Source organism: Streptomyces sp. TG1A-8, assembly GCF_030499535.1.
GTDB lineage: Bacteria > Actinomycetota > Actinomycetes > Streptomycetales > Streptomycetaceae > Streptomyces.
The window spans coordinates 2814794-2835800 of sequence record NZ_JASTLB010000001.1; the positions used below are offsets into that span (position 1 = coordinate 2814794).

Here is a 21007-nt window from a genome sequence, read left to right on the forward strand (position 1 = left end):
CGCGGAAACGTCACACCTGACCGGTAGAAAAATCTACGGACCCGCAAAAGCCCAGGTGGGAGCAGCGGGATCGCACGGCGCGGAGCAACCGTGCGGGTCAGCCGCACGGATCAGGGGGTGCCGTGCGACGGGCTCGGCGCCGGGGCCGGTGTCCGCGCCGGCGCGGAGGACGGCCGGCGGGCGGCCGGCGGGGCGGGGGTGGCGGCGGTGCCGCGCCGGCCTTCCGCGCGCCCGGCGCCGCCCTGGTCGCCGTCGTCACCCTTGCTGCCGGACCCGTCCCCGCTCCCGGCCTTGCCCTTCGCTTTCTTCTTCGCCTTGTCCTCGGCCGTGCCGTCGCCGGTCCCGCCGCCCCCGCCGCTCCGGCCCGTGCCGCCGGAGGAGGCCGAGGGGGCCGAGGGGGCGGAAGGAACGGAGGGGGCGGCGGAGGAGGCGGACCGGCCGGCCGCCAGGACGGTCCTGCAGTAGCGGTCCACGCGCGCGGAGCCGCCCGCCAGACCGTCCAGGGTCCGCCTGCGGCCGGCGGTCAGCTCCTTGCCGTCCCGCAGGTCGCGGCAGGCCGCGGCGGCGCCCTGCCGCCGGGTGCCGGAGGGGCCGCCGGAGCCGGACGCGGCGTCCCGGTCCGCACTCCCGTCCGGCCCGACGGCCTCGGCGGAGGAGCCGCCACCGGGGGGCGTGCCCGTACTCCCGCCGGACGTGCCCGCGGCGAGGCCCCCCGGGGAGGGCGCGAACGGTTCCCCGGAGGCCGGCGTGGCGGACGCGGAGGCGGCCGGGCCGGGCTCCTGCCGGCCGAACGGAAGCGGCAGCACGCCGCTGCCGGCGGCCGCGGCGACCCCGCCGAGCGTGCCCGCGGTCACCACCGCGGCGAGTGCGAGCCGTGCCGGGCGGGCCCAGCGCGGGCGGCCGGACCGGATTCCGGTACGGGAGGGGGCGCCGGTGCGGACCGGTCCCGCGTCCGTGCCGGGCGCGGCCGGCCCGGAGCACCGCCCGGCCCCGCCGGAGACCGGTCCGGCGGCGGTACCGCCGGCCCCGGCCGCCTCCCGGGCCTTGCGGAACGCGGCCAGCGCGGCCTGTTCGCCGGGGAGTTCACCGGGCGCGGGGGCCACCTGGGCGGACAGTGCGCCCAGTGCCTCGACGAGCCGTTCCGCCTGGTCACGGACGGAGTCGTCGACGGCTTCCAGCGGCTCGCCGCGCAGCAGGCGTTCCGCCGTCCCACGGTCCAGCCACTTGTCCTGCTCGTCGGCCATCACATGTCCTTCTGCGTCCGCGCCCGCGTACGCGTCACAGTGGTTGACGTCACCGCGCGGCCATGCGGTTGCCGCGGGAGCGGGAGCGCTTCGAGCACGCCCGCCGATTCCGGATCCTCGCCGAGCAGTTCCGCGAGCCGCTTCAGGCCGCGGTGCGCCGCGGTGCGCACGGCGCCCGCGCGCTTGCCGAGCGTCTCGGCGGCGGTCTTGGCGTCGAGGCCCACCACCACGCGCAGGACGACCGCCTCGGCCTGGTCCTGCGGGAGCCGGGCGATGAGCGAGAGGGTGCTGTCGGTGGTCAGCGCCTCGATGGCCTCGCCGGCGGTGTCGGACTCGGCGGCCCGGCCGGTCAGCTCGGTCTCGTCGCCGCCGATCGCGGGGCGCCGGCCGCGCATGCGGATGTGGTCCAGGGCGCGGTTGCGGGCGATCCGGGCGGCCCAGCCGCGGAAGCGGTCGGCATCGCCGCTGAAGCGGTCCAGGTCGCGCGCGATCTGGAGCCAGGCCTCGGACGCGACGTCCTCGGCGTCCGGATCGCCGACCAGCGTGCGCACGTAGCCCAGCAGCCTCGGATGCACCGAGCGGTACACCGTACGGAACGCGGTCTCGTCCCCGTCCTGTGCCGCACGCACCGCGGCGGTCAGTCCCGCGTCGTCCCCCAGCACCGCACTCCCTTTACGCCCGTCTCCGATCGGCGCGAAAGGCACGTTACGGCCTGAAAGCTTCCCTCGTCCACGTCCGCGGGAGATGCAACTAACTCGTGACTCGCCCGGGTGTGACAGAAAACGCACTCATGGCGCTGAAGTGAGTACGGGCCGCCGCGCGGCCCGTGTCGCGCGACGGCCGGGGCCTCTCCTGTGGGGGGTGGCGGCCCCGGCCGTTGCTCCGACAGGGTGCGCCACCGCGTGCTCACCGCCCGCCGGCGGGCTTCCCGGCGGCCTTCCCGGGAACGGCGCCCCCGACGTCACCGGACCTGCCGACGCCCCCGTCGGCGTCCGCCGTGCCCCCGGCCCCGCTCCCGCTGTCGCCCTTGCCCTCGCTGTCGCCCTTGCCCGGGGCGTCACCGGCGCCGCTCCCACCGTCCGCGGGGGCGGCCGGGGGAGCCGCGCGGCGCAGTACGCGGCGACGTTCGCCTCGCCGCCCGCGGCCGTGACGAGCAGCCGCCGGACCGGCGCGTCCAGGGCGCTGCCGCGCTCTTCGGCCCGTTCGTGGGCGCGGCAGCGGACCGCGGTGTCCGAGGCGGCGGCGGAACGGCCGGGCCGTGCGGAAGGGGTCCCGGAGGCGGTGGAGTGCGGTGCCGGGGCCGGCCGCGCCGGGGCGCTGGCCGGCGGGCGCGTCCGCCGGCCCGCGTCGCCGGGGCCGGATCCCGGGCCGGCCGAGCCGATCGCCGCCGCGGCGACTCCGCCCAGCGTGAGGCTCGCGAGGAGCACGGCGAGCGCGGCCTTCGGCGACGGCCTCGCCGGGCGCGGCTCGCGGGGCCGCCAGTCGTCCCGCCGCCGGGTCCGCGCCCGGTCCGTCCCGGCGTCCCGCGCGGTGCGGAACGCGGCCAGGGCGCGCCGCTCGGCCTCACCCCCCTGGGCGCCGGGTCCCCGGCCCGCACGGATCACGGTGCCGAGGAACGCCTCGAAGCCGTCCGGCCCGCGGGAGCCCCCGGGTCCGGGAACCCGGCTCACCGCCCCTTCCTGCGCCCGTACCGCAGCCCGTCCCGTCCCCGCTCCGGCCGCGGGGGCCGTCGCACCGGCCGGGCCGGTGGCGGCGGGGGCCGGGCGGCCTCGGTGACGGCCGGGGAGTTCGCCGTCGTCGTGCCGTTCACCCATGTCCGCGTCCGCTCCGCCACCGTTCATGTCGACTCCCCCAGCGTCCGGGGACCGTCGTCCGTCACGCCCCCGGCCGGCGCGTCCGGGACGCCCAGCTGGCGGGCGAGCCGCCTCAGCCCGCGGTGCGCGGCCGTGCGGACCGCGCCGGGGCGCTTGCCGAGGACGCGTGCGACGGCGGGACCGTCGAGGCCGACGACCACCCGCAGCAGCACGGCCTCGGCCTGGTCGCGCGGCAGGGCCCGCACCAGGTCCAGGGCGCGCTCGGTGGACAGGGACTCCAGTGCCTGGTCGTGCGTGCTGTGCGGTCCGGGCAGGTCCAGTACGTCCTGGTCGAGCGCCGTCGCCCGGGGCCGCACCCGCCTTCGGCGCAGGTGGTCCAGCGCGCGGTGCCGGGCGATGGTCGCGGTCCAGCCGCGGAACCCGGCGCCGTCGCCCCGGAACCTGCCCAGGTCGCGGGCGATCTCCAGCCAGGCGTCGGAGGCCACGTCCTCCGCCTCGTCACCGACGAGGCCGCGGAGGTAGCCGAGCAGGCCCGGCTGCACCAGCCGGTAGGCCACCGCGAAGGCGGTCTCGTCGCCCCCCTGGGCCCGCGCGACCGCCGCGCCCAGCTCCCCGTCGTACGCCTGCACGCGGCGGGGTACCCCTCCCTGGCCCAACGCTGTCCTCGTTCGCCGTGTCCCACGTTCAGCCGTGCGCACGGCTCATGGTCATCAGCGTCGGCCCGCACGGAAATGTCACTGCCGGCCGGGCCCGGTCCCGCGCCGGGACGGCGGCGCGGGCGGCGGCACGGCCGGCCGCGCGGTCCGGGGGCGGCCCGGCCGGCCGTTCATCCGCTCGTCGCGTCCCGGCACAGCAGCCGCAGCGAGCCCTGGCCGCCGAAGCAGCGGCGGGCCTCGTCGAAGGGGTCCCACAGGCGGCCGTCGGGCGTGCGGACCCAGTGGTCGCCGCCGGTCGTCCACCACTCGGCGCCGGTCTGGCGGACGATGACCTCCCCGGCGTAGGCGCCGAAACCGCGCAGTACGGCCTCGACCGCCGCGTACGGCGGGTCCTCGCGGCGGATGTCCTCGATCATGCGGTCCACCCGCCACAGGCTCTGCGCCGAGTAGTCGAGCCGCACCCGCGCACCCTCGCGCATGGTCGCCACCGCGTCCGCCGCCCACCGCACGGGCTTCGCCGCGGCCTGCGGCCTGGTCTCCTGCTGTGCGGTCACGTAATGGGCTGTCACATAGGGAGAAGCGGCCCCGGCCCCGCTTCCGTCACCCGGATCCGCGGTGTTCCCCCGACCGGCGCAGGACCGCCCCACCTCCCCCGCAGGACGCCCACAGGACCCGCCCACGGCAGGGGTTTGGGACGGGGGAGGCCGGGTCCGTCAGGACTGTCCGCGCGTCCTGCGGGAGACCACCGCGCGCAGGACGCGGCGGCCCTCGACCGAGAGGTCCAGGGCGCGGCGCAGGCCGTTCGCGCCGTGTTCGGCGAGGAGTTCCAGGACGGCGACCTGGCGCCGCAGCTCGGCGGCGACCAGCGGGGACAGGGTCTCCGCGGAGACCAGCGGGGACAGGGACCCGGCGCCGTCCGCCGCGGGGTCGAGGAGGCGGTGGATGCGCAGGGAGGCGACGGAGCAGGTGCCGGCCCAGGCCCGTACCGCCTCGGCGCTGCGCACGGCCGGGGCGGTGTCCAGCATGCGGCGGGCGAGCCGCGCGGCTTCGGTCCCGGCCGGGTCCGCCGGACCGAGCGCGGCACGGGCCTCCTCCAGGTGCCCGGCCCAGTCGGAGCCCTCGGCGAGGCTCGTCCACAGCGGGCGCAACACCTCGTCGTCGCCGCCCAGCAACGGCAGGCACCGATCCGAACAAGCCAGACCACTGGCGGCCAGTCCGCGTTCGTCGGCCTGCGCGATCAGTTCCACCAGGCTCATGGAAGCCTCCCCGGCCAGGGCACCGCCGATACGGAGCCCGAACTCGCCCTTACTGCGGGCGAGGAGCCGAGACTGTCACAGCAGCAGGTTTCAGCCAAGATCCGTGGAGGTCACGAAACCGGCGCGGCGGCCCGGACCGCCGGGGCGGCGGCCGCCGCGGGGATCAGCCCAGGCGGTCCGCCAGCTTGCCGAAGTCCGCCCAGGACAGGGCCGGGGTGCGCGGGTCCCACAGCTTCTGCGCGGTGGCCCGCAGCGGCATCCGGATCCCGGCGGCGACCTGGGCCTCGGTCTGCGCGTTGGCGTAGTCGCACCACACCGCGAAGGATCCGCCGAGGATCTGCCCGTCGTACCGCGCCGGAACGGCGGTGGTGCCGCGCAGCACGCGCGGGGTCCACTGCTGGTAGATGCGCTGCCCGGTCGGGTAGACGAAGGTCTGCGGCTGGCCGAGGACGTAGTAGAGGAACTCGTCGTTGTAGTTGAGCACCCTGCGGCCGGCGCTCAGGTACTCCACCGGCTGCCGGGCGCCGATCTCCTTGCCGGTCCAGTAGGCGACCTGGAGGTCCCCGGCGGGCTGCGCGGAGGCGCTCCGGAAGAAGCCGTCGTTCCAGGCCCGCAGGGTGCGGTCGTGGGCGCGGACGGTGTCGGCGCGGTCGTCGAGCCAGTCGGTGGCGAGGTCGGCGACGGTGCCGCCGGAGCCGTGGGCCCGCCGGGCGGCGGCGGCCAGCTGCGGGTAGGCGGCCTGCGGGTCGGACGCGGCCAGCGCCTGGTACTCGTCGCCGCCGAGGTGCCACCGGCCGCCGGGGAACAGCCCGGCGTACTCGTCGAGCAGGTCGTCGACGATCTTCGCGGAGCCGTCCTTGGAGATGTCGATCGCGCCCCTGGTCGCGACCCCGCTCGCGTTGCGCAGCTGCAGCTCGGGGTGGGCGGCGAGGACGGCGCCCAGGTGCCCGGGCGAGTCGATCTCGGGCACGACGGTGATGTGCCGGCTCGCCGCCAGTGCGACGATCCTCCTGACCTGCGCCTTGGTCAGGTGGTCCTTGGAGACGATCTCGGGGTGGGTGCCGGACTCGATCCGGAAGGCCTGGTCGTCGGAGAAGTGCAGCCCCAGTTCGTTGAACTTCAGGTCCCCGAGCTCGCGTATCCGGTCCTCGATCCAGTCCTCGCCGAACGGTTTGCGCGCTATGTCCAGCATGAAGCCGCGCACCGGTTTGGCCGGCCGGTCGCGCACGACGCCCTCGGGGGCCGTGCCGCCGTCGTGCACCTCCTGCTTGAGGGTGCGGGTGCCGTAGAAGACGCCCGCGTCGGCCGGCCCGGTGATCTCGACCCGTCCGCCGCGGACGGTCAGGGTGTACGACTCCGCGTTCCCGCTCCCGGCCAGCGCCAGCCGGACGTCGCCGGCCCGCGCACCGTCCCCCTCCCCCGCGTACGTGAGCCCCAGCTCGCCGGCCACCAGCCGCCCCTCGTCGGCCAGCCTCCCGTCGGCGACGACCACCCGCTCGCCCTTCCTCGGCCGCCAGCCGGGGCCGCGCGCCGGGGTGTGCGAGCGCACCGCGGGTATGGTGCGCGGCGCTGGGGACAGCGGGTAGGACCGGCCGGGCGTGGGCGTCCCGGCCCGGGCGGCCCCGCTGGGCGCGCCGACGGCCCCCTCGTCCGACACCGCCCGCGGCGCGTTCCGCCGCTCGGTCCCGCCCCCGTCCGCCGAGGCCCACACGCCGACACCCGCGCCGAGCGCCACGGTCCCCGCGAAGACGGCGGCCACCGCCGTCCGCTTCCGCCTCACCTGTCGCGCCGAGGCCCGGCGCCTGTGCTGACTCACCCGGCCAACGTACGACCGATCGGCCGGCGATCCGTCATCGAGGGGTCGCCGACCCCTTCCGTCCGGGTGAAATCCGGGCGTCCGCCGGACACACTCCGGCCACACCCGATAACGTGAAGACACACCTTTCACACCATCCCCGGACACCATCCGTGACGCGAGGACCCACGCTGCTGCCTGCGCACCGTCTCCCGTACCTCCCCCAGCCGCTCGACGCCTTCAACGGCGCGCCCGCCGACGAGGCCCGCACCCTGCTCGTGCACTGCCTGCGCAGCCGACGCTGGGCCCGGCGGATCGCCGACCACCGCCCCTATCCCGACCTGGCCGCCCTGCTGGCGGCGGCGGACGAGGCGGCCTACGACCTGTCCCCCGGCGACCTGGCGGAGGCCCTGTCGGGCGAGCCCCTCCCCGAGCTGCCCGCGGACACGTACGCGGCGGCCCGCACGGCCCTGAGCGCGGCCCACGCGGCCTACGAGGCCCGATTCGGACACGCGTTCACCATTTCCCTGGGGGGCGCACCGCCGGACGAGGTCGTCGACCGGGTCCTGGAGGGCATCCGGTCACGATTGGCGAACGATCCGGAGGAGGAGCGGGTGGCGGCGGCGGAGGAACTGCGGCGCCTCGCGGGCGAGCGCCTGCGCCGGTTCCTCGGGGGTCCGGGGCCGTCCGCCCCGGCGGCACCGCCGCGAGGCGCGACCAGCCCGAAGGCGCACACACCCGGCACGTGACCGCCCGTCCCGCGGCGGCCGCCGGCGCGCGGCCCCGCCACTGGACCGACCGCGTGCCAGATAGATCACACAAGGTAGGCCCCCCGTGAGCGTCCCGACGGCACGCGGATACGATGCAGAGGGCCGGTGGACCGTACCCGGCCGGGCCCGACCGACACCGAAGCCGGCGCGGCCCTAGTCCCCGCTCCCGGAGGGTTCTTCCGTGCCGGCTGGAACGCTGTACCGCGGCCGGGAAGGAATGTGGTCCTGGGTGGCTCACCGAGTCACCGGCGTCCTCATCTTCTTCTTCCTGTTCGTTCACGTGCTGGACACCGCACTCGTCCGTGTCTCCCCCGAGGACTACGACAAGGTCGTAGCCACCTACAAGACCCCGATCGTCGCGCTGCTGGAGTACGGCCTCGTCGCCGCCATCCTCTTCCACGCGCTCAACGGCCTGCGCGTCATCGCCGTCGACTTCTGGTCGAAGGGCACGCGCTACCAGAAGCAGATGTTCTGGACCGTCATGGTCGTCTGGGTCGTCCTGATGGCCGGGGCGATCTACCCCGTCCTCGGCCACGCCGCTCGTGTTCTGTTCGGGAGCTGAGGCCCATGTCCACGACTGAAACCCCCGCGTCCGGAGTCGGCCCCGTCGAGGGCGCCCCCGTCTACACCGTCGACAACCCGGCCCCGCTCATCGAGGCGCCGCGCAAGCGGACTAGGAAGTCCCCGAAGTCGACCCGGGGCAACTTCGAGCTGGCGGCCTGGCTGTTCATGCGCCTGTCCGGCATCGTGCTGGTCGTCCTGGTGATCGGCCACCTGCTGATGCAGCTCGTGCTGGACGGCGGCGTCTCCAAGATCGGCTTCGCGTTCGTGGCGGGCCGCTGGGCGTCCCCGTTCTGGCAGGTCTGGGACCTGTTGATGCTGTGGCTGGCGATGCTGCACGGCGCCAACGGCCTGCGCACGGTCATCAACGACTACGCGGAGCGGCCGAACAGCCGGTTGTGGCTGAAGGGCCTGCTGTACACCGCCACGGTGTTCACCATCCTGCTGGGCACGCTGGTGATCTTCACCTTCGACCCGAACATCCGCTAGGCACGGGGCTGCGAGAATCATGAAGATCCACAAGTACGACACCGTCATCGTCGGCGCCGGCGGCGCGGGCATGCGCGCCGCCATCGAGGCGACGAAGCGCAGCCGCACCGCGGTCCTGACCAAGCTCTACCCCACCCGCTCCCACACGGGCGCCGCGCAGGGCGGCATGGCCGCCGCGCTGGCCAACGTGGAGGAGGACAACTGGGAGTGGCACACCTTCGACACGGTCAAGGGCGGTGACTACCTGGTCGACCAGGACGCCGCCGAGATCCTGGCGAAGGAGGCCATCGACGCCGTCCTCGACCTGGAGAAGATGGGCCTGCCGTTCAACCGCACCCCGGACGGCACCATCGACCAGCGCCGCTTCGGCGGTCACTCCCGCAACCACGGCGAGGCCCCGGTCCGCCGTTCCTGCTACGCGGCCGACCGCACCGGCCACATGATCCTGCAGACGCTGTACCAGAACTGCGTCAAGGAGGGCGTGGAGTTCTTCAACGAGTTCTACGTCCTGGACCAGCTGATGACCGAGGTCGACGGCGTGAAGCGGTCGGCCGGCGTGGTGGCGTACGAGCTGGCGACCGGCGAGATCCACATCTTCCAGGCGAAGGCCGTGATCTACGCCTCCGGCGGCTGCGGCAAGTTCTTCAAGGTGACCTCCAACGCGCACACCCTCACCGGTGACGGCCAGGCCGCCGTCTACCGCCGGGGCCTGCCGCTGGAGGACATGGAGTTCTTCCAGTTCCACCCGACCGGCATCTGGCGCATGGGCATCCTGCTGACGGAGGGCGCCCGCGGCGAGGGCGGCATCCTGCGCAACAAGGACGGCGAGCGCTTCATGGAGAAGTACGCGCCGGTCATGAAGGACCTGGCGTCCCGCGACGTCGTGTCCCGCTCCATCTACACGGAGATCCGCGAGGGCCGCGGCTGCGGTCCCGAGGGCGACCACGTCTACCTCGACCTCACGCACCTCCCGCCGGAGCAGCTGGACGCCAAGCTCCCGGACATCACCGAGTTCGCGCGCACCTACCTGGGCATCGAGCCGTACACGGACCCGATTCCGATCCAGCCCACCGCGCACTACGCGATGGGCGGCATCCCGACCAACGTCATGGGCGAGGTCCTGGCGGACAACACCACGGTCGTCCCGGGCCTGTACGCGGCGGGCGAGGTGGCCTGCGTCTCGGTGCACGGCGCCAACCGCCTGGGCACCAACTCGCTGCTGGACATCAACGTCTTCGGCCGCCGGGCCGGCATCGCCGCCGCCGAGTACGCGGAGAAGGCGGACTACGTCGAGCTGCCGGAGGCCCCGGAGGCCTTCGTCGTCGAGCAGATCGAGCGGCTGCGCAACTCCACCGGCGGCGAGCGCGTGGCCACGCTGCGGCGCGAGCTGCAGGAGACCATGGACGCGAACGTCATGGTCTTCCGCACCGAGCAGACGATCAAGACGGCGGTCGAGAAGATCGCCGAGCTGCGCGAGCGCTACCGGAACGTGGCGGTCCAGGACAAGGGCAAGCGGTTCAACACGGACCTCCTGGAGGCGATCGAGCTGGGCAACCTGCTCGACCTGGCCGAGGTCATGGCGGTGTCCGCCCTGGCCCGCAAGGAGTCCCGCGGCGGTCACTACCGCGAGGACTACCCGAACCGCGACGACGTCAACTTCATGCGTCACACCATGGCGTACCGCGAGGTCGGCGCCGACGGCTCCGAAACCGTCCGTCTCGACTACAAGCCGGTCGTCCAGACCCGCTACCAGCCCATGGAGCGTAAGTACTGATGGCTACCCCCGTTCTGGACAAGGAAGGCGCGGCCGGCCAGCCCGAGCCCGGTTTCGCCGACTCCCCCTACATCACCGCCACCTTCCGGATCCGCCGGTTCAACCCGGAGGTCTCGGCGGAGGCGACCTGGGAAGACTTCCAGCTGGAGATCGACCCCAAGGAGCGGGTCCTCGACGCCCTCCACAAGATCAAGTGGGACGTCGACGGCACCCTCACCTTCCGCCGTTCCTGCGCGCACGGCATCTGCGGCTCGGACGCGATGCGGATCAACGGCAAGAACCGCCTGGCGTGCAAGACGCTGATCAAGGACATCAACCCCGAGAAGCCGATCACGGTCGAGCCCATAAAGGGCCTCACGGTCCTGAAGGACCTGGTCGTGGACATGGAGCCGTTCTTCCAGGCGTACCGGGACGTGATGCCGTTCCTGATCACCAGGGACACGAACGAGCCCACGCGCGAGCGTCTGCAGTCCCCCGAGGACCGCGAGCGCTTCGACGACACCACCAAGTGCATCCTGTGCGCCGCGTGCACGTCGTCCTGCCCGGTGTTCTGGAACGACGGCCAGTATTTCGGCCCGGCCGCGATCGTGAACGCCCACCGCTTCATCTTCGACAGCCGTGACGAGGCGGGCGAGCAGCGCCTGGAGATCCTCAACGACCGCGACGGCGTCTGGCGCTGCCGCACGACCTTCAACTGCACGGACGCCTGCCCGCGCGGCATCGAGGTCACGAAGGCCATCCAGGAGGTCAAGCGCGCCCTGATCACGCGCCGCTACTGACCGTCCCGGTCCTGCCCGAGGGCCCCGCTTCCGATCCTCCGGAAGCGGGGCCCTCGGGCGTTTTCACCGGTTTCCCGGCCCGTCGGTTCTAATCTGACGACATGTCAGACAAAGAGTCGTACGAGCTGCTCGGGTTCGACCACGTACTGCTCCCCGTCGGCGACCTCGGGGAGGCCGTCGGGTTCTACGAGCGGGCCGGGTTCCGTGTCGGGTTCCGCTTCGACGAGGGCGGGCTCGCGCTGCTGAAGGTCGGTGCGGAGACGCCCGGCATCCTGCTGCGGGTCGAGGACGAGCTGCACCACCGGACGCCGCCCTGGCCCCCGCCCCGGCTGTGGCTGGAGGTGCCGGACGCGCGGGCCGCGGCGCGGGAGCTGGCCGCCGCCGGGATCGCGCCGCTGGACGAGGCGTTCCCCGGGGCCACCGGATGGACGGTGGAGATCGCCGATCCGTGGGGGAACGTCGTGGGGTTCACGGACTACAGCAAACGGCCGGAGCTGGGCCGCAGGGGGTGAGGCCCAGGTCTCCCACCTCTCGGTTGAACACGTTCAAAAAGAGGGCTACAGTCATGTCCGTCAGCGTTTTGAACGCGTTCAAGAAGGGGTGGGGCATGGACCGCACCGTCATCGCCTACGTCATCTACCTGGTCGTCAGCATCGCGCTGACCATCTGGGTGGCCCGCACGCTCAGCAGCAACGGACGGGTCTTCCTCGCCGACGTGCTGCACGGCAACGAGAAGCTCGCCGACGCCGTCAACCACCTGCTGGTGGTCGGCTTCTACCTGGTCAACCTGGGCTTCGTGGCGCTGTACCTGAGCGACAGCGGGGACATCGAGGACACCCGCGGCGTCTTCGAGGCCCTGTCGGCCAAGCTCGGCGTGGTGCTGCTGGTGCTCGGCGTGATGCACCTGGGCAACGTGTACGTGCTGAACAGGATCCGCCGGCGCGGGGCCATGGAGCACGAGCAGCAGCCGCCCGTGGGCCCGACCGGCTGGGTTCCGCCGGTGACCGGGGCGTGAGCGCGGTGAGCGCGGCGCGGACCGGGACCGCCGCCCTCGGCCGGGACGCCGCCGGCGTCCCGGTCCGCGGGCTCACCGTCCTGTACGACGCCGAGTGCGGGCTGTGCACCCACCTGCGCGACTGGCTGGTGCGGCAGCCGCAGCTCGTGCCGCTGGAGCTGGTCCCCGCCGGGTCGGCCCCGGCCCGCGCGCGCTTCCCCGGCCTCGACCACGCCGCCACCCTCGAGGAGGTCACCGTGGTCGGGGACGCCGGGCAGGTCTACCGGGGCGCCCGCGCCTGGATCGTCGTCCTGTGGGCCCTGCGCGAACACCGCCCGCTCGCCCACCGGCTGAGCACCCCGGCCGGCACCGGGCTGGCCCGGGGGGCGGTGCTGGCCGCCGCGAAGTGGCGGGGCGCCCAGTGGGGCGGGCGGTCGTACCGGAGGGCGGACGGGTGGTCGTACCACCCCGACCGGGGCTGGACCCACGGGCCGCGGTCCTGTTCCGGCGGCACCCGCCCCACTGGTTAGGCTCCTGGTGTGCCCGCGAAGAACGACGGCCCCGAGGGGGCCGGCCCCCAGACCAAGTCCGAGCAGACCCGCGCGCTCATCCTGGAGACCGCGATGCGGTTGTTCCAGGAGCGCGGCTACGACAAGACGACGATGCGGGCCATCGCCAACGAGGCCGGGGTCTCCGTCGGCAACGCCTACTACTACTTCGCGGGCAAGGAACACCTGATCCAGGGCTTCTACGACCGGATCGCCACCGAGCACCAGGTGGCCGTCCGGGAGGTCCTGGACCGGGAGACCGACTTCGAGGCGCGGCTCGCGGGCGTGCTGACCACGTGGCTGGACCTCGCCACGCCGTACCACGAGTTCGCGGTCCAGTTCTTCAAGAACGCCGCCGACCCCGACAGCCCGCTCAGCCCCTTCTCCCCGGAGAGCGAGCGCGCCCGGGAACAGGCCATCAGCATCCACCGCGAGGTGCTGGCCGGCTCCGGGGCGAAGGTGGCGCCGGAACTGCGCGAGGTGCTGCCGGAGCTGATGTGGCTCTCGCAGATGGGGCTCGTCCTGTACTGGATCTTCGACCGCACGCAGGGGCGTGAGCGCAGCTACCGGCTGGCGCGGCGCGGGGCCCGGCTGACCGCGCGCGGGGTCGCCCTGGCCCGGTTCCGGGTGCTGCGCCCCCTGGTGCTGGAGGTCCACGAACTGTTCACGGACTTCCTGCCGGGGATGACGAGGGTGCTGCCGGACCCGGGGCGCGCGGCGCCGAGGTGGCCCCGGTAGCTCCCGTGGGGCGCGAGGACGGCGCTGCGGCCCTTGGTGTACGAGGTGAGCCTGTACGGGCCGGTGCCGTCGACCCGGCTGCCGGTGCGCAGGGCACCGGCCGGGTACCTGTCCCGGTCGACGATCGAACCGGCGCCGGTGGCGACCTTCTGCGGGAAGGTGGCGTGCCCCTGGCCCGGCACGGACTGCGCCACTCCCCTGGTGGCCGGCTCACCCGATCACACGCGTTTCGCCTGGGGAGGAGTGTGTGAACCGAATGAGCGAGAACGTACCGAAGCGTTGTTTCCGCCCGGTTCCACGGTTCCTCCACAGCGGACGGGCGGGATTCCGCTCACGCGCGCGCGGCGGCCAGTTCGATCACCGTCACGTCCGACGGCGCCCCCACGCGCGTGGGCGGGCCCCAGGCCCCGGCGCCCCGGCTGACGTACAGCTGTGTGTCGCCGTAGCGTTCCAGGCCGGCGACGGTGGGGTTGGCGGCGGCCGCGAGGAGGCTGCCGGGCCAGAGCTGGCCGCCGTGGGTGTGGCCGGAGAGCTGGAGGTCGACGCCGTACCGGACGGCCTCGTGGATCTGCACGGGCTGGTGGGCGAGCAGGACGCAGGCGCGGGCCGGGTCCCGGTCGCCGAGCGCCCTGGCGAAGTCCGGCCCCCGGCCCTCGCCCTCGCCCTGGAGGTCGTTGACCCCGGCCAGGTCGAAGTGGGGCAGTTCGGTGCGGGCGTTCTCCAGGGGGTGCAGCCCCAGCGCGCGCACCTGGGCCACCCACTGCTCGGCGCCGGAGAAGTACTCGTGGTTGCCGGTGACGAAGTACGCGCCGTGCCGGGCGGTCAGCCCGGCGAGCGGGGCCGCGGCCGGGCCGAGGTCCTTGACGCTGCCGTCCACCAGGTCGCCGACGACCGCGATCAGGTCGGACCCGGTCGCGTTGACCGTGTCGACGACCCTCTGCGCGAAGTCCCGGCCGAGCACCGGCCCGAGGTGGACGTCGCTGACGACCGCGATCCGGAACCCGTGGGCGGCGCGCGGCAGTGCGGCCAGGGGCACGACGACCCGTCGCACCCGGGGCCCGCGCAGGACGCCGTGGGTGCCGGTGGCGACGGTGCCGACGGCGACGGCCGCGGCGGCCCCGCCGACGACCCGGGAGACGAAGAGCCGGCGGGAGGGCTCCGCCGAGCGCTCCGGCAGGGGCACGGGCCGCTGCCGCGGGCCGGGCTCCGGCGGCGCCGGCACCGGGGCGGCCGGCACGGCGGGCCGGGCCGGCACGGCGGACTGGGCGGGCTGGGCCGGCAGGGCCACCGGGTCCGGTCGCCGGGTCCGGGTCCGCCGAACCGCCACGCGCCGCAGCAGCGGTCGCACGGCCTCCGCCGCCACCACCGTCAGCAGCAGGTAGAGGGACAGGGCGAGCCACAGGAAGCCGGGCCAGGCCAGGGTCCGCTGGAGCCAGAAGGGGGCGCCGGAACGTTCGGCGGCCAGGGCTCCGACGGCCAGGACCGGACCCGCCACGAACACCGCCGTGCCGGTCCGGCGGGCGGGCCCGGGGCCGGCGGTGGTGTCGCGGACCAGCCGCCGCCACACGTACCAGTGCAGGCCTGCCACGACGGCCAGGGCCGCGAGCGCGAGGACGATGACCACTCCGTCCCGTCCCCCGCTACGGCGTCCGGCGCAGGGCGCGCAGCCCGCGCAACCCGATGGCCCCGATGACCGTCCCCAATACGAAGGAGACGACCGCCAGCAGCAGGTGCACCCAGAAGTACGCGGTCGGGTGACCGTCGTCGAAGGCGAGTCCGCTGCTGTCCTTGACGAGGTTCTTGACGAAAGTGACCCAGATGACCCAGCTCCACACCCCGAACGCGAGCAGGAACCAGGAGACCGGGCGGCTGAGCTTCATACGACCAGTATCTCCGCCGGCCGGCCGGTTCCCCGCCCGGGGTGGGGAGGGCGGTGGGACTCCGCGGTCCGCGACCGGTGCGTTCTCGACCGTGTCCGCTGCCGAAAGGACCGTCCGGCGCTGCCTGCTGGTCGCCTCCGCCGCCCTGCTGTCCCTGTCCGCCACCGGGCCCGCCGCCCTCGCCGCCCCGGCCCCGCCGGCCGGCCCCACCACCGCTCCCCCGGCGCTGATGTCCCAGGTGGGCGGTGCCCGGCTGGGGCGGCCAGGGACGCAGGTCGACCTCGCGCCGGGCGTGCCCGTGCTGCCGAAGGACCTCACCGCCCGCTCCTGGATCGTCTCCGACGCCGAGTCCGGCCAGGTGCTCGCCGCGCACAACGCGCACTGGCGGCTGCCCCCGGCGAGCACCCTGAAGATGCTGTTCGCGGACACCGTGCTGCCGAAGTTCCCGGCGACGACGGAGCACACGGTGGCGGCGTCCGACCTGGCGGGCGTGGGCGCGGGCTCCAGCCTGGTCGGGATACGGACGGGCCGCGCCTACACCGTCCGGGACCTGTGGCTCGGCGTGTTCCTGCGCTCGGGCAACGACGCCGTGCACGTGCTGTCCGCGATGAACCACGGGGTCGCGCGGACCGTGCGCGACATGCAGGAGCACGCCGCCGACCTCCAGGCCCTGGACACGCACGTGGTCAGCCCGGACGGCTACGACATGCCGGGGCAGGTGTCCTCGGCGTACGACCTGACGCTGTTCGCGCGCTCGGGGCTGCAGAAGAAGGACTTCCGCGACTACTGCTCGACCGTGCGGGCCAGGTTCGGCCCCAGCGAGATCCGCAACACCAACCGGCTGCTGAGCGGTGACACCGACGTGCCGGTCTACCGGGGCATCGCGGGCGTGAAGAACGGCAACACGACGCGGGCGGGCGCCACCTTCACCGGGGTCGCCGAACGCGGCGGCAAGGTGCTGCTGGTCACGGTGATGCACCCGGACGGGCGCGGGCACAACGAGGTCTACAAGGAGGCCGCGAAGCTGTTCGACTGGGGTTTCCAGGCGGACGGCAAGGTGCAGCCGGTGGGCCGGCTGGTGCCGCCGGGGACCGCCGCCCCGGCCACCGCCCGGCCGGGACCCACCGCCTCCGCCCGGCAGGTGCCGGTGACCGGGGGCACCGGCTCGGAGCCGGTGGCGGGCGCCCCCGCCGGGCCGGGCTCCGGCGCCGGGACCGCCCTGGCGGTGGCCGCCGGGCTGCTGGTGCTGCTCGGGGGCGGGGCGTTCCTGGTCAACCGCCGCTGGCCGCTGCCCGATCTGGTGCGCCGCCGGCCACGGCCCTGACCTCCCCGGTGCCGTGCGGCGCCGCGGCCGAGGCCACCGCCCCGGTGCCGGCCTCGGCCTCCTTGCTCCGCGTCGCCGTCCAGGCGGCGCAGAACAGGACCAGTTTGCAGGTGAAGTTGATCCACAGCAGCAGTGCGACGGGGACGCCGAAGGCGCCGTACATGCTCTTCGCCGCGACCCCCTGGACATAGCCGCTGAGGAGCAGCTTCAGCAGCTCGAAGCCGACCGCGCCGGTCAGCGCGGCCACCACCAGGCGGCGGCGCGGCGGCTCGACTCCGGGCAGCAGGGTCAGCACGTAGAGCAGGACCAGGAAGTCGCCGAGCACGGCGACCGCGAACGCGGCGGCCGTCAGCAGCGCGCTGCCCCAGCCGCGCTGCTCCAGGCCGAGCAGGCCGGCCACCCGGCCGACGGCGGCCGAGGCGAGCGTGGAGGCGGCCAGCGTCACCAGCAGGGCGCCGCCGAGGCCCAGCAGGACACCCGCGTCCTTGGCCTTGGTGACGAGCGGGTTCTCCTCCTGGTCGGGCAGTTCCCACACCGCGCGCAGGCAGTCCCGCACCTGGCCGACCCAGCCGATGCCGGTGAACAGCAGCGCGGCGCCGGCGATGACGCCGACGGTGCCGGCGTTCTGCACCAGGGAGCCGAGGTCCAGCTGGTCGGACAGGCCGGGGAACTGGTCGGCGATCCGGTTCTCGACGGCCTTCTGGCGGGAGTCGCCGAGGGCGGCGGCGGTGACCGCGGCGGCCACGGTCAGCAGCGGGAACAGGGCCACGAAGCTGACGAACGTCATCGCGGCGGCCAGCCGCGTCCACTTGACCCGGTCCAGACGCCCGTACGACCGCCAGGCGTGCGTGAGCGTCAGCCGGGCGACGATCGGCCCGATCCCGGGGATCCTCTTCAGCCAGTCCATGTTCCGCCTGTGCCCTGCGGCATCCCGCTCATCACCCGTCGCGCGGAACCTGACGCCCTTTCGCGGCCCGTTGCCGTCCCTCCCCGGCGGGAGCGACGGCCGCGGGCCCGTCCGGGACACGCGGGGCGCCCCCGCACGCCCCGGTCCCCGCTCGTCCCCGGCGGCACGCGCGGGGAGGAGGGCGGCGGCTAGCGGCTGGCGATCGTGCCGCGCTCGACGAGCCCGGCCTGGGGCGGCACCACGGGTCCGCCGAACGTGTAGTCGCGCAGCTTGCGCCAGGCGCCGTCGGCGCCCTGCTCGTACAGCGCGAAGCCGGTGCACGCCCACTCGGCCGCGAACCCGGCCAGTTCCTCGAAGGCGCGGTCCATCGCCGCGTCGTCGATGCCGTGCGCGACGGTGACGTGCGGGTGGTACGGGAACTGCAGTTCGCGCGCCACGGGTCCGGAGGCGTCGCGGATGTGCTGCTGCAGCCAGGTGCAGTCCTCGGCGCCCTCGACGACCCGCACGTACACCACTGGGGACAGCGGCCGGAAGGTGCCGGTCCCGGACAGCCGCATCGGGAACGGGCGGCCGGCCGCGGCGACCTCGGCGAGGTGCGCGTCCACCGCCGGCAGGTCCGCCCCCTGCACCTCGGTCGGCGGCAGCAGGGTGACGTGCGTGGGGATGCCGTGCGCCGCGGCGTCGCCGAAGCCCGCGCGCCGGCCCTGGAGCAGGCTGCCGTGAGGCTCCGGGACCGCGATCGACACGCCGATCGTTACGGTCCCCACGTCGTCTCCCGTCATCGAACCCTCCCCGGCACGGATGCCCGCCGGGGCAACTCTCGGCTATCGACTGTACGACCACCGCCGCCGTGTTGTACGGCTGCGGCGGTGTGCTCTGCGGCTCAGTGCTTCGCCGGGAGGAGGCCGATCCGCTCGTACGCCCGCGCGAGCGTCTCGGCGGCGACGGCACGCGCCTTCTCCGCGCCCTTGGCCAGGATCGAGTCCAGCGTCTCGGAGTCGTCCAGGTACTGCTGGGTGCGGTCCCGGAACGGGGTCACGAAGCCGGCCACGACCTCGGCGAGGTCCGTCTTGAGCGCACCGTAGCCCTTGCCCTCGTACCGCTGCTCCAGTTCCGCGATCCCGGTGCCGGTGAGGGTGGAGTAGATGGTGAGCAGGTTGCTGACGCCCGGCTTGTGCTCGCGGTCGAAGCGGACCACCGTGTCGGTGTCGGTGACGGCGCTCCTGACCTTCTTCGCGCTGGCCTTCGGCTCGTCCAGCAGGTTGATCAGGCCCTTGGGGGTGGCCGCCGACTTGCTCATCTTGGCGGTCGGGTCCTGCAGGTCGTAGATCTTCGCCGTCTCCTCGGGGATGTACGCGCTCGGGACGGTGAAGGTGTCGCCGTAGGTCTGGTTGAACCGGTCCGCGAGGTCGCGGGTCAGCTCCAGGTGCTGGCGCTGGTCCTCGCCGACGGGGACCTGGTCGGCCTGGTACAGCAGGATGTCCGCGACCATCAGCATCGGGTACGTGAACAGGCCGACGGTGGCGCGGTCGTTGCCGTGCCTGGCGGACTTGTCCTTGAACTGGGTCATCCGGGAGGCTTCGCCGAAGCCGGTGATGCAGTTCATCAGCCAGGCCAGCTGGGCGTGCTCGGGGACGTGGCTCTGCACGAACAGGGTGCAGCGCTCGGGGTCCAGGCCCGCGGCGAGCAACTGCGCCACGGCGACGCGGGTGTTCTCGCGCAGTTGCGCCGGGTCCTGCCGGACCGTGATCGCGTGCAGGTCGACGACCATGTAGAAGGCGTCGTGCGCGTCCTGCAGGTCGACCCACTGGCGGACGGCACCGAGGTAGTTGCCGAGGTGGAACGAGCCGGAGGTCGGCTGGATACCGGAGAGCACGCGGGGACGTTCGAAGGCCATGCCCCCATTGTCGCAGAGGGCGCGGGGTGGGTCCGGTGCCGCCGGGAACCGCGGGCCGGGGCGGCCGGCCGCGCGGTCCCCGGCGCTCCCGGGGGCGTCTCAGCCCAGGTCGATCTCCGGGTACAGCGGGAAGCCGGCCACCAGGTCGGCGGCGCGCCGGGAGATCTCCTGCGCCACCTTCGGGTCCAGCGCGTGGGCCGCCTTGGACGGGGCGCCCGACTTCGTCGTGCCCGGCTCCGTCGTGGTCAGCACCCGGTCGATCAGGCCCGCCACCTCGTCCATCTCCGCGGTGCCGAGGCCGCGGGTGGTCAGCGCCGGGGTGCCGACGCGGATGCCGGAGGTGTACCAGGCGCCGTTGGGGTCGGCCGGGATGGCGTTGCGGTTGGTGACGATGCCGGAGTCGAGGAGCGCGGCCTCGGCCTGGCGGCCGGTCAGGCCGTAGGAGGCGGCCACGTCGATCAGGTTCAGGTGGTTGTCCGTGCCTCCGGTCACCAGGGTGGCGCCCCGGCGCGTCAGACCCTCGGCCAGGGCGCGGGAGTTGTCGACGATGCGCTGGGCGTAGTCCTGGAACGAGGGCCGGCGGGCCTCGGCGAGGGCGACGGCCTTGGCGGCCATCACGTGCGGCAGCGGGCCGCCGAGGACCATCGGGCAGCCGCGGTCGACCTGGTCCCTGAGGGAGTCGTCGCACAGGACCATGCCGCCGCGCGGGCCGCGCAGGGACTTGTGGGTGGTGGTCGTGACGATCTGGGCGTGCGGGACCGGGTCGAAGTCGCCGGTGAGGACCTTGCCGGCGACCAGGCCCGCGAAGTGGGCCATGTCGACCATGAGGGTCGCGCCGACCTCGTCGGCGATCTCCCGCATGACGCGGAAGTTGACCAGGCGGGGGTAGGCGGAGTAGCCGGCCACGATGATCAGGGGCTTGAACTCGCGGGCCGTGGCGCGCAGGGCCTCGTAGTCCAGCAGGCCGGTGGCGGGGTCGGTGCCGTAGGAGCGCTGGTCGAACATCTTGCCGGAGATGTTGGGGCGGAAGCCGTGGGTGAGGTGACCGCCGGCGTCCAGGGACATGCCGAGCATGCGCTGGTTGCCGAAGGCGCGGCGCAGCTCCGCCCAGTCGGCCTCGGTGAGGTCGTTGACCTGGCGGACGCCGGTCTTCTCCAGGAAGGGGGCCTCGACCCGGTCGGCGAGGACGGCCCAGAAGGCGACGAGGTTGGCGTCGATGCCGGAGTGCGGCTGGACGTAGGCGTGGCGGGCGCCGAAGAGTTCGCGCGCGTGCTCGGCGGCCAGGGACTCCACGGTGTCGACGTTGCGGCAGCCGGCGTAGAAGCGGCGGCCGACGGTGCCCTCGGCGTACTTGTCGCTGAACCAGTTGCCCATGGCCAGGAGCGTGGCCGGGGAGGCGTAGTTCTCCGACGCGATCAGCTTGAGCATCTCGCGCTGGTCGGCGACCTCCTGGCCGATGGCGTCGGCGACCCGCGGTTCGACGGCGCGGATGACGTCCAGGGCGGTGCGGAAGGCGGTGGACTCGGTGGAGAGGGACTGCGGCTCGGTCATCTCGGCCTCCGGGTGGCGTGGCGGGTTGCG

The 21007-nt window shown here is 74.0% G+C and carries 22 protein-coding genes and 1 pseudogene; 10 read left to right on the forward strand and 13 right to left on the reverse strand.

The genetic code is table 11. The features are described from left to right. Nucleotides 1–110: 110 nt before the first annotated feature. From QQY24_RS11925 to QQY24_RS11950, 6 genes are all read right to left on the reverse strand, one after another. Nucleotides 111–1244, reverse strand: a complete 1134-nt coding sequence (locus QQY24_RS11925) for a hypothetical protein (RefSeq protein ID WP_301972659.1) — start codon at nt 1242–1244, stop codon at nt 111–113. Then, nucleotides 1244–1906 (reverse strand): RNA polymerase sigma factor, encoded by a 663-nt coding sequence (locus tag QQY24_RS11930; protein WP_301972660.1) that lies wholly within the window; start codon nt 1904–1906, stop codon nt 1244–1246. Before QQY24_RS11930 ends, QQY24_RS11925 begins: the two co-directional genes overlap by 1 nt. Nucleotides 1907–3081: 1175 nt before the next feature. Further along, nucleotides 3082–3714 (reverse strand): RNA polymerase sigma factor, encoded by a 633-nt coding sequence (locus tag QQY24_RS11935; protein WP_301972661.1) that lies wholly within the window; start codon nt 3712–3714, stop codon nt 3082–3084. 170 nt (nt 3715–3884) lie between these two features. Beyond that, a complete protein-coding gene (locus tag QQY24_RS11940; RefSeq protein ID WP_301972662.1) occupies nt 3885–4268 on the reverse strand; it encodes a hypothetical protein in 384 nt (127 codons plus the stop codon). A gap of 159 nt (nt 4269–4427) precedes the next feature. Further along, complete coding sequence (locus QQY24_RS11945) at nt 4428–4970, reverse strand: hypothetical protein (RefSeq protein WP_301972663.1); 543 nt, start codon at nt 4968–4970, stop codon at nt 4428–4430. A gap of 163 nt (nt 4971–5133) precedes the next feature. Next, on the reverse strand, nt 5134–6786 hold the full coding sequence (locus QQY24_RS11950) for a glycoside hydrolase family 20 protein (protein ID WP_301972665.1): 1653 nt from the start codon (nt 6784–6786) through the stop codon (nt 5134–5136). Between the two features lie 152 nt (nt 6787–6938). Here QQY24_RS11950 and QQY24_RS11955 point away from each other — a divergent pair, with 152 nt between their 5' ends. The 9 genes from QQY24_RS11955 to QQY24_RS11995 all read left to right on the forward strand — a co-directional run bounded on the left by QQY24_RS11955 (nt 6939) and on the right by QQY24_RS11995 (nt 13418). Next, nucleotides 6939–7514 carry a 2-oxo-4-hydroxy-4-carboxy-5-ureidoimidazoline decarboxylase gene (locus QQY24_RS11955; RefSeq protein ID WP_301972666.1) on the forward strand — a complete coding sequence of 192 codons (576 nt, stop codon included), beginning with the start codon at nt 6939–6941 and terminating at the stop codon, nt 7512–7514. 202 nt (nt 7515–7716) lie between these two features. Beyond that, entirely contained in the window at nt 7717–8097 is a 381-nt protein-coding gene (sdhC, locus tag QQY24_RS11960) for a succinate dehydrogenase, cytochrome b556 subunit (RefSeq protein ID WP_301972668.1), read from the forward strand. A 5-nt stretch (nt 8098–8102) separates the two neighbouring features. Continuing rightward, nucleotides 8103–8585, forward strand: a complete 483-nt coding sequence (locus tag QQY24_RS11965; protein ID WP_301972669.1) for a succinate dehydrogenase hydrophobic membrane anchor subunit — start codon at nt 8103–8105, stop codon at nt 8583–8585. Nucleotides 8586–8604: 19 nt separating this feature from the next. Further along, nucleotides 8605–10359 (forward strand): succinate dehydrogenase flavoprotein subunit, encoded by a 1755-nt coding sequence (gene sdhA, locus QQY24_RS11970; protein WP_301972670.1) that lies wholly within the window; start codon nt 8605–8607, stop codon nt 10357–10359. Further along, nucleotides 10359–11138 (forward strand): succinate dehydrogenase iron-sulfur subunit, encoded by a 780-nt coding sequence (locus tag QQY24_RS11975; protein WP_301972671.1) that lies wholly within the window; start codon nt 10359–10361, stop codon nt 11136–11138. The genes sdhA and QQY24_RS11975 overlap by 1 nt, the downstream gene beginning before the upstream one ends. A gap of 101 nt (nt 11139–11239) precedes the next feature. Further along, the gene (locus QQY24_RS11980) at nt 11240–11650 is read left to right on the forward strand and encodes a VOC family protein (RefSeq protein WP_301972672.1); all 411 of its coding nucleotides are present in this window, start codon (nt 11240–11242) and stop codon (nt 11648–11650) included. 95 nt (nt 11651–11745) lie between these two features. Beyond that, nucleotides 11746–12153 (forward strand): hypothetical protein, encoded by a 408-nt coding sequence (locus QQY24_RS11985; protein WP_301976220.1) that lies wholly within the window; start codon nt 11746–11748, stop codon nt 12151–12153. A gap of 5 nt (nt 12154–12158) precedes the next feature. Further along, a complete protein-coding gene (locus tag QQY24_RS11990) occupies nt 12159–12662 on the forward strand; it encodes a thiol-disulfide oxidoreductase DCC family protein (protein ID WP_301976221.1) in 504 nt (167 codons plus the stop codon). A gap of 9 nt (nt 12663–12671) precedes the next feature. Beyond that, the gene (locus QQY24_RS11995; RefSeq protein ID WP_301972674.1) at nt 12672–13418 is read left to right on the forward strand and encodes a TetR/AcrR family transcriptional regulator; all 747 of its coding nucleotides are present in this window, start codon (nt 12672–12674) and stop codon (nt 13416–13418) included. On the opposite strand, the pseudogene QQY24_RS12000 reads toward QQY24_RS11995, so the two are convergent. The 3 genes and pseudogenes from QQY24_RS12000 to QQY24_RS12010 all read right to left on the reverse strand — a co-directional run. Beyond that, nucleotides 13403–13582, reverse strand: a pseudogene (locus tag QQY24_RS12000) (peptide-binding protein); the annotation flags it as partial. The gene QQY24_RS11995 and the pseudogene QQY24_RS12000 overlap by 16 nt on opposite strands. A 167-nt stretch (nt 13583–13749) precedes the next feature. Beyond that, entirely contained in the window at nt 13750–15042 is a 1293-nt protein-coding gene (locus QQY24_RS12005) for a metallophosphoesterase (RefSeq protein ID WP_301972675.1), read from the reverse strand. Between the two features lie 16 nt (nt 15043–15058). After that, on the reverse strand, nt 15059–15298 hold the full coding sequence (locus QQY24_RS12010; RefSeq protein WP_301972676.1) for an SCO4848 family membrane protein: 240 nt from the start codon (nt 15296–15298) through the stop codon (nt 15059–15061). A gap of 91 nt (nt 15299–15389) precedes the next feature. Between QQY24_RS12010 and QQY24_RS12015 the strand changes: the two genes are divergently transcribed. Beyond that, nucleotides 15390–16622 (forward strand): D-alanyl-D-alanine carboxypeptidase family protein, encoded by a 1233-nt coding sequence (locus tag QQY24_RS12015; protein WP_367657991.1) that lies wholly within the window; start codon nt 15390–15392, stop codon nt 16620–16622. Here QQY24_RS12015 and QQY24_RS12020 read toward each other — a convergent pair. The 4 genes from QQY24_RS12020 to QQY24_RS12035 form a co-directional block, all read right to left on the reverse strand. Beyond that, nucleotides 16570–17529, reverse strand: coding sequence for a YihY/virulence factor BrkB family protein (locus QQY24_RS12020; RefSeq protein ID WP_301972679.1), 960 nt, complete (start codon nt 17527–17529; stop codon nt 16570–16572). The two genes, QQY24_RS12015 and QQY24_RS12020, sit on opposite strands and share 53 nt — an antisense overlap. 188 nt (nt 17530–17717) lie before the next feature. Further along, entirely contained in the window at nt 17718–18296 is a 579-nt protein-coding gene (locus tag QQY24_RS12025; RefSeq protein WP_301976222.1) for a 2'-5' RNA ligase family protein, read from the reverse strand. Between the two features lie 116 nt (nt 18297–18412). Then, nucleotides 18413–19426, reverse strand: coding sequence for a tryptophan--tRNA ligase (gene trpS / locus QQY24_RS12030; RefSeq protein WP_301972681.1), 1014 nt, complete (start codon nt 19424–19426; stop codon nt 18413–18415). Nucleotides 19427–19525: 99 nt separating this feature from the next. Beyond that, nucleotides 19526–20977, reverse strand: a complete 1452-nt coding sequence (locus QQY24_RS12035) for a glycine hydroxymethyltransferase (RefSeq protein WP_301972682.1) — start codon at nt 20975–20977, stop codon at nt 19526–19528. Nucleotides 20978–21007: the final 30 nt, after the last annotated feature.

Bases quoted from the DNA above. Each gene is read 5' to 3' on its own strand.
- QQY24_RS12010 (WP_301972676.1), bottom strand. From the start codon at position 15,298: ATGAAGCTCAGCCGCCCGGTCTCCTGGTTCCTGCTCGCGTTCGGGGTG.
- QQY24_RS11945 (WP_301972663.1), bottom strand. From the start codon at position 4,970: ATGAGCCTGGTGGAACTGATCGCGCAGGCCGACGAACGCGGACTGGCC.
- QQY24_RS11975 (WP_301972671.1), top strand. From the start codon at position 10,359: ATGGCTACCCCCGTTCTGGACAAGGAAGGCGCGGCCGGCCAGCCCGAG.
- sdhA (WP_301972670.1), top strand. From the start codon at position 8,605: ATGAAGATCCACAAGTACGACACCGTCATCGTCGGCGCCGGCGGCGCG.
- QQY24_RS12020 (WP_301972679.1), bottom strand. From the start codon at position 17,529: ATGGACTGGCTGAAGAGGATCCCCGGGATCGGGCCGATCGTCGCCCGG.
- QQY24_RS11980 (WP_301972672.1), top strand. From the start codon at position 11,240: ATGTCAGACAAAGAGTCGTACGAGCTGCTCGGGTTCGACCACGTACTG.
- QQY24_RS12035 (WP_301972682.1), bottom strand. From the start codon at position 20,977: ATGACCGAGCCGCAGTCCCTCTCCACCGAGTCCACCGCCTTCCGCACC.
- QQY24_RS11965 (WP_301972669.1), top strand. From the start codon at position 8,103: ATGTCCACGACTGAAACCCCCGCGTCCGGAGTCGGCCCCGTCGAGGGC.
- QQY24_RS11985 (WP_301976220.1), top strand. From the start codon at position 11,746: ATGGACCGCACCGTCATCGCCTACGTCATCTACCTGGTCGTCAGCATC.
- QQY24_RS11925 (WP_301972659.1), bottom strand. From the start codon at position 1,244: ATGGCCGACGAGCAGGACAAGTGGCTGGACCGTGGGACGGCGGAACGC.
- trpS (WP_301972681.1), bottom strand. From the start codon at position 19,426: ATGGCCTTCGAACGTCCCCGCGTGCTCTCCGGTATCCAGCCGACCTCC.